Annotated in this window: 11 protein-coding genes, 2 pseudogenes and 1 riboswitch; of the genes and pseudogenes, 6 read left to right on the top strand and 7 right to left on the bottom strand. The window is 32.4% G+C overall.

Annotated elements, in window-relative coordinates:
* Positions 1–133: 133 nt before the first annotated feature.
* Positions 134–1,135, bottom strand: a complete 1,002-nt coding sequence (locus MUA60_RS01450; RefSeq protein WP_262649290.1) for an NADP-dependent oxidoreductase — start codon at positions 1,133–1,135, stop codon at positions 134–136.
* A 257-nt stretch (positions 1,136–1,392) separates the two neighbouring features.
* Between MUA60_RS01450 and MUA60_RS01445 the strand changes: the two are divergent.
* Both MUA60_RS01445 and MUA60_RS01440 read left to right on the top strand, forming a co-directional pair.
* Positions 1,393–2,770, top strand: a pseudogene (locus MUA60_RS01445) (amino acid permease).
* A gap of 97 nt (positions 2,771–2,867) precedes the next feature.
* Positions 2,868–3,155 carry a putative quinol monooxygenase gene (locus MUA60_RS01440; protein ID WP_037590620.1) on the top strand — a complete coding sequence of 96 codons (288 nt, stop codon included), beginning with the start codon at positions 2,868–2,870 and terminating at the stop codon, positions 3,153–3,155.
* 335 nt (positions 3,156–3,490) lie between these two features.
* Here MUA60_RS01440 and MUA60_RS01435 read toward each other — a convergent pair whose 3' ends face one another.
* Genes MUA60_RS01435 through MUA60_RS01425 form a run of 3 tightly spaced genes read right to left on the bottom strand, consistent with a single transcriptional unit; the run spans position 3,491 to position 4,988 of the window.
* Positions 3,491–3,874 (bottom strand): hypothetical protein, encoded by a 384-nt coding sequence (locus MUA60_RS01435; RefSeq protein ID WP_262649288.1) that lies wholly within the window; start codon positions 3,872–3,874, stop codon positions 3,491–3,493.
* Positions 3,871–4,506 (bottom strand): CoA transferase, encoded by a 636-nt coding sequence (locus MUA60_RS01430; RefSeq protein ID WP_262649286.1) that lies wholly within the window; start codon positions 4,504–4,506, stop codon positions 3,871–3,873. The genes MUA60_RS01435 and MUA60_RS01430 overlap by 4 nt, the downstream gene beginning before the upstream one ends.
* Positions 4,470–4,988 carry a hypothetical protein gene (locus tag MUA60_RS01425; protein ID WP_262649285.1) on the bottom strand — a complete coding sequence of 173 codons (519 nt, stop codon included), beginning with the start codon at positions 4,986–4,988 and terminating at the stop codon, positions 4,470–4,472. Before MUA60_RS01425 ends, MUA60_RS01430 begins: the two co-directional genes overlap by 37 nt.
* A gap of 126 nt (positions 4,989–5,114) precedes the next feature.
* On the opposite strand from MUA60_RS01425, the gene MUA60_RS01420 reads away from it, so the two are divergent.
* The gene (locus MUA60_RS01420) at positions 5,115–5,738 is read left to right on the top strand and encodes a TetR/AcrR family transcriptional regulator (protein ID WP_262649283.1); all 624 of its coding nucleotides are present in this window, start codon (positions 5,115–5,117) and stop codon (positions 5,736–5,738) included.
* 110 nt (positions 5,739–5,848) lie between these two features.
* Here the strand turns inward: MUA60_RS01420 and MUA60_RS01415 are convergent.
* The 3 genes and pseudogenes from MUA60_RS01415 to MUA60_RS01405 form a co-directional block, all read right to left on the bottom strand.
* Positions 5,849–7,167, bottom strand: a pseudogene (locus MUA60_RS01415) (Nramp family divalent metal transporter).
* A 130-nt stretch (positions 7,168–7,297) separates the two neighbouring features.
* On the bottom strand, positions 7,298–8,566 hold the full coding sequence (locus tag MUA60_RS01410; RefSeq protein ID WP_262649282.1) for a pyruvate MFS transporter: 1,269 nt from the start codon (positions 8,564–8,566) through the stop codon (positions 7,298–7,300).
* A 200-nt stretch (positions 8,567–8,766) separates the two neighbouring features.
* A complete protein-coding gene (locus tag MUA60_RS01405) occupies positions 8,767–9,573 on the bottom strand; it encodes a MetQ/NlpA family ABC transporter substrate-binding protein (protein ID WP_262649281.1) in 807 nt (268 codons plus the stop codon).
* Positions 9,574–9,654: 81 nt separating this feature from the next.
* Positions 9,655–9,760: riboswitch (SAM riboswitch) on the bottom strand.
* Between the two features lie 255 nt (positions 9,761–10,015).
* On the opposite strand from MUA60_RS01405, the gene MUA60_RS01400 reads away from it, so the two are divergent.
* The 3 genes from MUA60_RS01400 (at position 10,016) to MUA60_RS01390 (ending at position 12,017) form a co-directional block, all read left to right on the top strand.
* A complete protein-coding gene (locus tag MUA60_RS01400) occupies positions 10,016–10,552 on the top strand; it encodes a transposase (protein ID WP_262647822.1) in 537 nt (178 codons plus the stop codon).
* Positions 10,553–10,686: 134 nt separating this feature from the next.
* Complete coding sequence (locus MUA60_RS01395) at positions 10,687–11,223, top strand: transposase (RefSeq protein WP_262648361.1); 537 nt, start codon at positions 10,687–10,689, stop codon at positions 11,221–11,223.
* Between the two features lie 131 nt (positions 11,224–11,354).
* Positions 11,355–12,017, top strand: coding sequence for an IS3 family transposase (locus MUA60_RS01390; RefSeq protein WP_262649279.1), 663 nt, complete (start codon positions 11,355–11,357; stop codon positions 12,015–12,017).
* Positions 12,018–12,028 lie beyond the last annotated feature (11 nt).

Raw genomic sequence — 12,028 nt, 5'->3', positions numbered from 1 at the left:
ATACCATCTAGTCAAAATTTTAGGAATATATAAATGGATATTTTTGTCATTTTTTGACAGATTGTACTCGTCTAAATGAGCGCACAAAAAAATCAGTTTAGGATATGTTCACCCTAAACTGATTTAACCTTATTTATTCAGCTACTTTTATAACTTGTTTACCAAAATTATCGCCTGTAAATAACTTACGGAATGCATTTGGGATTTGATCAAATCCTTCATCTATTGTAACTTCGGATTTAATTTTCCCTTCTTGTACCCATTGCGCTAACTGTTCACTTGCTTCTTTAACATCTTCATTAAATTGTGCAACTATGAATCCTTGCATCAATGCTTGGCTTTTAATCAATGTTTGTTGAATACGTGGTCCAATATCTTCGCCTTTAAGATTATATGAAGAAATTGCACCACAAACTGGTATACGTGCAAATTTATTTAAATGTTTAAACACTTCGTCTGAAAGTGCACCGCCAACATTTTCAAAATATACATCAATACCATTTGGCACTGCCTTTTCTAATGCTTCAGCAAAGTCATCTTTCTTATAATCTATACCTTCGTCAAAGCCTAGTGTTTCAGTTAAGTAATTTACTTTCTCTGATCCGCCTGCAATACCTACTACGTGCGCGCCTTTCAACTTAGCAATTTGTCCTACGACAGAGCCAACCGCACCAGACGCAGCTGAAACAACAACTGTTTCGCCTTCTTGAGGTTTACCAATTTTCAAGAGTCCTTGATAAACTGTCATACCAGGCATACCGAGTACACTTAAATATAGGTATAACGGTACTTCGGTTGATGGAATTTTAGTAACATATTTTTCATTGATTGTTATATATTTTTGCCAAGGTAAAATACCTGTTACAATATCGCCTTCTTTAAGGTCAGAAGCATTTGATTGAATGACTTCTGCAACGATATGGCCGTTAAATGGTTTGTCTAATTCATATGACTGCGTATAACTTTTAGTATCATTCATACGTCCTCTCATGTATGGATCTACAGAAACATATATTGATTTTAATAATACTTCTTCATTATTTGGTTCTTTCACTTCTATTTCTTCATAACGAAATACATCATCTTGAGGGATACCTTCAGTTCTTTTAGCTAATACAATTTGTTCATTTTTCATGGATTATCCTCCTCATTTATAAAAAGTAATTACTTACTTTACGCTTGTAAATATTAAACGTGATTATGAAGTGAGTCAAACAGTCTGTTCGTAATTTAATTTTTTATAACTTTTATCATATTTTATTTATAATTCACTAAATTTTCAAATTAAATACATAATAATTCTTTTTTAAAACAAAATTACACAAATTGAATTATTTAAACATATAGAATTTTTAGACAAATCTCTGTATAATTGTCTGCCGGAGGTGCAACATGAATCAATTTTTCAAGAAGAAAGAACTCCTTTCTTCTCAATCAAATAAAAAACTAAAAAAACACTCGGCGCTTTTGATTTAACCATGCTTGGAGTCGGAGCTGTTGTTGGTAGTGGTATTTTCATCTTGCCTGGTGAAATCTCTTCAACAATAACTGGACCTGGAATTATGATTTCATTTATTATCGCTGCAATCGGCTGTGGTTTAGCAGCTTTATGTTATTCTGAATTTTCATCAAAAATTCCACAAGCTGGTAGTGACTATACATATAGTTATTATGTTTTTGGTGAAGGTATTGCTTGGATATTAGGTTGGGCATTATTACTTGAATATGGCTTAGCAATAGCAGCAGTCGCAAGTGGCTGGTCTTCATATGTTGTTAACTTATTATCTGGTATGAATATCCATGTCGTAAAAGCTTTATCTGGTTCATATGACCCATCTAGTGGTCATTATTTTGATTTACCAGCATTTATTATCATTTTGATTATTGGCGCATTATTAATAATTGGCGTAAAAGAATCTACGCGCATCAATAATATTATGGTTATTGTTAAAATAATGGTTGTTCTACTCTTTATAATAGTAGGTATTTTTTACGTTAAACCTGATAATTGGAGTCCGTTCTTACCATTTGGTTTCAATGGTGTGTTAACAGGTGCTTCAATGGTGTTTTTTGCGTATATTGGATTTGATGCAGTATCATCTGCTGCTGAAGAAGTTAAAAATCCTCAAAAGAACATGCCAATCGGATTATTGGTGCATTAACGATTTGTACGATTTTATACATTATTGTTTCAGCTGTACTCACAGGTGTCGTACCTTATCAAAATTTAGAAGGTGTCGGTGCGCCAGTTGCTTATGCATTACAATCCATTAATCAAAATTGGATTGCTGGATTCCTGTCACTTGGTGCAATCGTTGGTATGACAACTGTTATCTTTGTCATGTCTTATGGTGGAACGCGTTTAATATTCGCGATGAGTAGAGATGGTTTACTACCAAAAGTCTTCTCTAAAACGAATCAAAAACAAACACCCGTACAAAATACTGTCATTCTCACATTATCTATGGGAATCGTATCAGGTCTTGTACCTTTATCAGAACTCGCTTCATTAATTAATATCGGTACATTATTTGCATTTTGTACCGTTTCAATAGGCGTTCTGTTCTTAAGAAGAAATCGTACATTACCATCAGAAGGCTTTAATGTACCTTTATATCCTGTATTACCAATCGTATCCTTTATCATCTGTTTATACTTGATGACAAACTTAACACGAACAACTTGGATAGCATTTATTATATGGTTTATTTTAGGAATTATCATGTACTTCACGTATGGAATAAGACACTCAAAATTAAGAACCAAATAAAATTTTCAATTCCAAGATTTCAAAATTTACAATTCTATCGCTTTCTGTCATGATTCAAATATAGAAATCAAATTGATAGAGAGAAAGAGGTTATCTTATGTTAATCATAAATGCGAAGTTTGAAGTTCAAGCACAAGCAGTTGAACAATATGAAGCATTGATTAAAGATTTAGTAGCATCATCAAGACAAGAAACAGGAAACATCGGTTACGAACATTTCAAATCAACTGAGTCAGACAATACTTATTTAATGTATGAAATTTGGGAAAACCAAGAAGCTATAGAAGCACATAATAATAGCGAGCACTTCCAACAATTTATTAAAAGTGTGAAACCATTATTAGCCGGACCTTCAGATATTAAAGTAAGTGCAAGCAAAGAATAGAAGCTATTTGTAGCTGAAGAACTCTATATATAAATGAATAAGCATATCACTAATCTGAGAAACTCAGAAAAGTGATATGCTTATTTTTTTGTGTGATTATGTTGAGCTAACTACCATTATTCTGAATTCTGGTAATTAGGTGGGCGCTCGATTAGAGACATTTCTCAGAATTCTGTCCCTAACACCCACTCTTACGGACATTTCTCGGAATTCTGTCCCTAACAGCACCTCTTACGGACATTTCTCAGAATTCTGTCCCTAACAACACCTCTTAGAGACATTTCTCAGAATTCTGTCCTTAACGACACCTCAATCAAACTAAATTCCACCAATTTCTACTTCCAAGCTGGTTTATCTGAGCCTCTGACCATCAAGACTGTATCGTAGTGTCCTGGTGTTTCACTCATTTCTACTTGATCTGTCACACCTACATATGTTCCAAGTGGTGTTTCTGCTTCAAATTGTTCTGGTGCTACGGCACGATGTTCTTCATTACTATTTGCTACTTCTTGTGCATATGCTTTATCAATTATACCTAAAGACATTAAATACGCAGACACTTTACTTAATGATACAGATACACTATAACTACCGCCTTCTACTGCTCGTCTATCTAATGCTTTAATTGTACCGAGTTCTAACAACCATGAAATAACATAATCATTTACAACAACAATCGGTGGCAATGCGGGTTGTTCATCTGTTCCTTCTAAACTCATGACACCTGTGACACTTCCTGCCGTCTGATCAAATCCATTTCATTTCTATCTGACCATGGTCCAGCATGTCCATGTAAATTAACAGACGCATGTATGATACCTGGTTTCTTCTCTGCTAAAGCTTCAGCTGTCACATTATATTTTTCCATAAATCCATGTCTTTTATTAATGAAGAATATATCTGCATCACTTAATAATTCATCAAATTTATCTCTATGTGACTGTTGATTTGTAATATCTAAATAAGTTGAACGCATTCCGACATTAGAAGTTAAATACATAGTTTCTACTTCTAACTCAGTTGGTCTCCAAACATTGAGTACGTCTGCTCCGTGTAATGTTAAACCTCTACCGAGTCCTGCTCCTGCTATAACATGTCCCATTCCTAGTGCTCTTATACCACTTAATGGTTGTTCTGGGTTCTCAGTGAATGGTATCGGTTCAGATTCTCCTATTTTCTTAATTTCAATGAGTTCTGATTCTGCAATATATTTAAACTGTTCTTCTTCAACAAACTCTTCAACAGAGCGTACGAGCGGCATCACGACACCTTTTTTAGAACCCGCTTCTTCTAGTTCTTTACCATTCCACTGTTTTATCGCTTTAGTACCGCTTCTTTCGTTCCGCGACAATCTAATAAATCCAATACATGTTCTTTAGCATTTGGATAAGGGTTTAATGGCATTACCCATCTACTATCTTTCGTTTCATAAAAATTAAATCTAAATGGTGTATGTGGATCTTCTTGACCTTTTGCAGGAAATCCATTTAATGTTTCCCATTTTCGTTCGTAAAAAGGTGATAATCTTTTTAATGCTTTTCTAATATCGACATGAATGTCTTGTCCTTTGCCGCCTCGGACTTGCCATAAATGCGCTAAAGCAACTGATTTAGCCGCCAAACCTAACCCTGCTAAACCGGCAATTCGTAATGTACTTGGTAACACTGGATCTTTACCATAGAATGTAACGTTACCACCACTATCTGCGGTCGTATAACCAACTGAATTAAGAATTTCTTCTAAAGCTGCATTTAAATCAAATTGGTCGTCAGTTACTCTATTTTGTTTATTATTTAACAACGTTTCTTTCAACATTTCGGCATCTTGTTTCAATTTATTCTCCTCCAATATTTTTCATATTATTATTATAAAAATGTTCGACTTTAAAAAACAATGTGTGTAAAATGAGAAAAGCAACACATTTTCAAATTATGTTGCATTCATAAGAAGGTGAACAATTTGGACAAGAAACAAAAACAATCCAGAAACAAAATTCAGAATGCATTATTAACATGTTTAAATACAACGAGCATTCAATCCATAACAGTTAAACAGTTATGTGAAGAAGCTGACATCAATCGTTCAACATTTTATAGACATTATCCATCAATTGAAGTATTAACATCTCATACGATATCCAGTTACTTTCAACTACTATTCGGAGAGCCTTATAAATTTTATTTAAAACATCATAGCATTAGCGAATCACAATTCTATATCGCTAATAATATCTTTAGCCATATATCCCATAACGCGTATTTCTATCAAACGATGTTCAAACACTATCCTAATTTCTATATTTTACTTAAAAATCATATTCATCAAAGATATATTATCTTTTTTGAAGATACAGGCGTTCAAAATGACATGATATTAGATAAAGATATTGTCGCTGAATACGTTGCGTCGGCATATGCAGGCATGATACAAGGTTGGGTCATTAGAGCATTAGACACACCACCTGATGAAATGGCACAAAGGTTAATCACACTTAATTCGACAGGTCCCATCAAATTATTAATAGACGCAGAGAAAAAGGGATTTGTAAAAAAAGATTTCGTAGTCCCGCCCCGGCAAGGATGACTAGAGTTGAAAAAGCTTGATACAAGCGCATTTCAATTCAGTCATCTACTGCCAAGATACTAAAACAGGCTGAGACATTACATTATGTCCCAGCCTTGGCTTTTTATTATCTACATAAATTCTGATATTGTTTCTACAATTAAATAGATATTCAGCACACTTAAAACAACTGCGAGTATCCAAGATATTATATTAACCCATCTTTTATTGACGAATTGATTACCCATGATGTTTGGATTACTTGTTGCCATAATTAATGGAATAATACTAAATGGTAAACCTAAACTTAAAAATACTTGTGTGAAAATTAATAAATCTTCTATTTTTGTATCGCTTGATCCATATAACCATAAACATAGAAATACTGGTATAACTGCGATAACTCTTGTAATGATTCTACGTACCCATGGTTTAAGTTTAATTTTCAAGAAACCTTCCATAACAATTTGTCCTGATAATGTACCTGTTATTGTAGAATTTTGGCCAGAAGCTAATAATGCTATGGCAAACAATGTACTCATAACAGCGCCACCTATTGCACCGCCTACATGAGAGTGACTTAAAGCATCATATAAATCAAAGAATCTTCCTAAAGCTTCATGACTACCAAAGAATAATGCTGCGCCTAATACTAATAATAAACAGTTAATAATAAACGCAATTGCTAATTGAATATTAGAATCGATTGTTGCATATTTAATTGCACTTTTTTTACCTTTATCTGTTCTTTCATAATTTCTAGACTGAACGATTGATGAATGTAAATATAAGTTATGTGGCATAATCGTTGCACCAATAATACCTAACGCAATATATAAAGCGCCTTTATTCGTAACAATTTCAGAACTTGGTAAAAATCCTGCCATTAACGAGCCAGCATCCGGTGAAGAAAGATACACTTCAAACATAAAGATAATAAGAACTGTAAATATAAGTACACCGACAATTGCTTCTATTTTTCTAAATCCGAGTTTAATAATTAAAAGTAAAAGTAAAACATCTAATACTGTGATCGTTACCCCTAAAGTTAATGGAATGTTAAATAGTAAATTTAAAGCAATCGCACTACCAATTACTTCAGCAATATCAGTTGCTATAATAGCTAATTCTGCTAAAATCCATGCAAATACGCCTAAAGATTTATTAGTCATATGCTCCGTAACTTGTGCTAAATCCATCCCACTTGCTATACCTAATCTTGCACACATACTTTGTAATAGCATAGCAGATAAACTAGATATTAAAATCACAAATAATAATATATAACCGTACTGAGCCCCACCAGACATAGAAGTAATCCAGTTACCCGGATCCATATATCCGACTGCTACAAGCAAACCAGGACCTAAATACATTAGGAACTTTCTAAAAGCATTTGCTTCAACATCAAAAGAGACGTACTATTAATTTCTTCTAAACTTTTGCCCATGTCTAACACCTCTATATCAAGAGGATATACCTATTCATTTAATTTGTAAACATTTTAATTAGGGTAACCTAAACTTTTCGTTATAAAAAAAGAATCTAAAGCACATAATGTGCCTTAGAACCTTAAAATATTATACATTTTCTTCTTTTACTAAAGGATTGTCAGGTTTAATAAAGAACCACATGATGATTGCGAATACTACTGGAACCATCATTAATTGTAGTGTCATTGTCCAACCAATTTTATCTGCTAGTAAACCAGCTAAAATTGGACTTAATAATGCACCAATATTGCCCCATAAGTTCATCCAACCTGAAACTGTACCAGAGAAGTTACGTCCTAAGTCTGTAGCAGTTGCCCAGCTCATACCCATTGATAAACCTACACCACCAAGACATAAAGATAACCAGAAAATATTCATATATAAGTTATCTGTAGCTAACGCAAAGTATAGTGATATACAGAATACAACAAATCCAGAAATTGCGATTACACCACGTGCAACAAATTTAGATTTACCTGTAGATAAAATTTTATCTGAAATTGTACCACCTAGCATAATCAAAATAAACATTGCTAACCAAGGTGCACCAGCGATAAAGCCCATTTGTTTAAATTCTACATGATATTCTTCGTGAATATATGTTGGTAACCAAATTAAGAATAATGTAATGACAAATTGTACAACGAAATATTGTGCTGCAATTGCATAGAAACTGAAACGTTTGAAGAATACATTCCAAGGTGCAGTTTTTTTACCTGTATCTACAACGTCACGTGTTTCCATAATAAATCTTTTTTCTGCTTCATTTACCATTTTATGTTGTTCTGGTAAATCTTTAGCGATAATCACCCATAAGATCGCAATTACAATACCGATTAAACCGAAAATATAGAATACTGCTTGCCAACCAAACGCATTCATAATTGCGATTGTAACAATTGGTGCGATTACTGGTCCGAAGTATGAACCTGCTAATAAAGCAGAAGATGCACGACCTTTTTCATTCTTATTAAACCAGTAACTATTAAATACAGCATTTGATGGGTACATAGGCGCTTCACCTACACCAAATAAGAAACGTACTAAGTATAGTAAGCCATGATTTTTCACAATACCTGTAAGAATTGTGAAAGCACTCCACCATAATAATGCGATTGTTAACATTTTCTTAGGACCAAACTTTTCAGCTAATATCCCTGAAGGTACTTGCATTAATGCATAACCAAGTGAGAAGAATGAAGCTAATAGCCCGAATTGAGCTTTGTTCATATTTAAATCTTCCATCATAGGTCCAGCGATAATAGAGATGTTTGAACGATCCATATATGCGATAATCCCTATAATAAAGAATGCAATTGCAAAAAACCATCTTATATTAGTTCTTTTTTCTTTCATAAATATCCAACTTTCTTAATTAATTTCCCTTCTAATTCATGTGGTCATATGATGACTCTATTTATTAATAAGTTGAATATAGCACAAACAGGAAACGCTTACAACATATATTTTAAAGATTTATAATATTATTTCATTGTGAATAAATACACAAATATATAAAATTAAAACCCAGACATATGCCTGGGTTCATTGCATGATTACTTTTCATATGGAATAACATTATCGCCATATTCATCTTTAATATATTTCTTCATTTCTTTAGACTGAAGAACTTTCAGAAGTTCTTGGAATTTCTTATCATTTTTATGTCCTTCTTTTACAGCTAATATATTCGCAAATGGTGATGACTTATCTTCAATTGCTATCGAATCTTTCACTGGATTCAATCCGTTATCAATTGCATAGTTTGAATTCATAATGACTAAATCGCCTTCACCACTGTTATATGTTTTAGGTAAAAATTCTGCACCTTGTTTGTTATTAAAGTTCAAATTCTTTTTATTTTCTATAATATCATCAAATTTAGCATCTTCAATTTTCACCTTTGGATCTATTTTAATCAATCCTTCATTAACAAAGAATGATAAAAACCTTCCTTCTTCAGCTGGGTTGTTAGACACATAAATTGTTGCGCCATCTGGCAAGTGTTTCAAATCTTTATGTTTTTTACTATAAACTCCCATTGGCGTTGTGAAAACTTTTCCTACCTCTTCAATTTTATATCCATGTGTTGCTTTTTCAGCTTTTAAGTAAGGCACATGTTGAAATAGATTTGCATCATTATCTAATAACTTGTTAGGTACTTTATAATCATTCACTGTTTTAACTTCTAAGTCATAACCTTTTTCTTTCATTTTTTCTTTCGCATGTTCAACGACATCACCATGCGGAGCCGGAGAAGCAGCAACCGTAATCTTTGTATTTTCACTTCCACTAGACTTTCCACACGCAGCTAATAATAAAATAATACCGATAAAACTAACGAACTTTACGAATTTGCTCATATGTATAGACGCCTCTTTCCGATATAAAATTAAAAATAAAAAAACTTCCTCTAAAAAATTAGAGAAAGTTAGATAAACCTCCTCTCATCTTCAAAAGTTTAGACAAACTTTATGTGAATTAGCACCTTTCCAAATAGAAGGTTGCTGGGCTTCATAGGGCACATCCCTCAGCCACTCTTGATAAGAGTCTTTTATTATTCCTATCATCGTACTCAAGATTAGTCAATTTGAAATTTTACACTTGTGAATGGTTGGTATTGGATGGTGGTGATAATGGCAATAAGATATGTGAGTTGTGTGAAAGTTGGGGGATTATATAGGTATGAAGTATAACTTAGGCTATCTCTTGGCTTTATTAGACACTTAAGCCACGACTTGGCTCATCTCTGATGTGAACCCAAATATTTGAACTAAACAAATCAAAATATTGGGGTGCATTCTAATGAGGAAAAAATATGAATTTAAATTCAAACTAAAACTTGTAAAAGAATATTTAGAAGGACATCAAAGTTATAGAACAATTGCTTTAAAATATGGTATTTCAAGTTGGTCTGTCCTTCGGATTTGGGTCAATCAATATAAAGAGTTTGGAGAAGAAGGTTTAGAAATAAAAAGTAGAAATACTGTTTATACTAGCGAATTTAAATTATCTGTTTTAAAATTTAGACAAGAAAATATGTTGTCTTATCAAGATACTGCGAATCACTTTAGAATTATTAATCCTATTATCATTGCCAATTGGCAACATCAATTTGATGAAAAGTGTCGTCTTGATATAGATAATAAACAAAAGGGACGATCTCACACTATGACTAAAAAACGATCTGAATCAGATAATAAAAATTTACCTTTAAATGAAAATGAACGTGAAGAACTTGAAAGACTTAGAAATGAAAATGAGACGTTAAAGGCAGGTATAGCTTATCAAAAAAAGTTACAAGCCTTGACCGACATTTACGGAAGCAAAAATCAGAAATAGTAAAGGTCATTAAGGAACTAAATGAAACATATAATATACGATTAAGTATCTTATTTAAAGTCGCTCAAATAGCTAAATCTGATGTGAACCCAAATATTTGAACTAAACAAATCAAAATATTGGGGTGCATTCTAATGAGGAAAAAATATGAATTTAAATTCAAACTAAAACTTGTAAAAGAATATTTAGAAGGACATCAAAGTTATAGAACAATTGCTTTAAAATATGGTATTTCAAGTTGGTCTGTCCTTCGGATTTGGGTCAATCAATATAAAGAGTTTGGAGAAGAAGGTTTAGAAATAAAAAGTAGAAATACTGTTTATACTAGCGAATTTAAATTATCTGTTTTAAAATTTAGACAAGAAAATATGTTGTCTTATCAAGATACTGCGAATCACTTTAGAATTATTAATCCTATTATCATTGCCAATTGGCAACATCAATTTGATGAAAAGTGTCGTCTTGATATAGATAATAAACAAAAGGGACGATCTCACACTATGACTAAAAAACGATCTAAATCAGATAATAAAAATTTACCTTTAAATGAAAATGAACGTGAAGAACTTGAAAGACTTAGAAATGAAAATGAGACGTTAAAGGCAGGTATAGCTTATCAAAAAAAGTTACAAGCCTTGACCGACATTTACGGAAGCAAAAATCAGAAATAGTAAAGGTCATTAAGGAACTAAATGAAACATATAATATACGATTAAGTATCTTATTTAAAGTCGCTCAAATAGCTAAATCTGTATACTATTATTGGATAAATAAATTTAGTAAAGCTGATAAAGATGAAACATTGATTCAAGTAATAAAAGAAATATGTGAAGAATCAAACCATACCTATGGTTATCGTCGTGTTACACAAGCACTAAGAAATAGAGGTCGTAAGTATCGTTCCTTTAAAGGTAAAGTTGGTAAAGTAGCTCAAAATATATTAAATCGTAGATTTAAAACAAGTCTCCCATTTCAAAAAGTCGTAACAGATATTACAGAGTTCAAATTAATGAATGGTCAGAAATTATATTTATCACCTTTTATGGACTTATATAGTTCAGAGATTATCAGCTTTAAAATCTCAAGTCGTCCTACATTAGATATAGTCATCAATCCATTAAAAGAAATGATAAAGCGTCGTCCAAACCTAGATCATCGTTTAACGATTCATTCAGATCAAGGCTGGCATTATCAACATTCACAATACACTAGATTATTAAAAGACCATAAAATATTTCAAAGTATGTCTAGAAAAGGTAATTGTCTAGATAATTCAGTTATGGAAAACTTTTTTGGGTTACTTAAACAAGAAATGTATTATGGCCAAGAATTTAAAGATTTTCAGGACCTTGAACAAGCTATTCATCGATATATCGATTTTTATAATAACGAAAGAATCAAATCAAAATTAAAAGGCTTATCTCCCAAAAATTACAGGAGACAAACCTTTGAAATAATATACTAATTAAGGTTTAG

It is taken from the genome of Mammaliicoccus sciuri (genome assembly GCF_025561425.1).
Classification (GTDB): domain Bacteria; phylum Bacillota; class Bacilli; order Staphylococcales; family Staphylococcaceae; genus Mammaliicoccus; species Mammaliicoccus sciuri_A.
The sequence above is the reverse complement of the archived record's forward strand: the minus strand, read 5'-3'. Positions and strand labels throughout refer to the sequence as shown.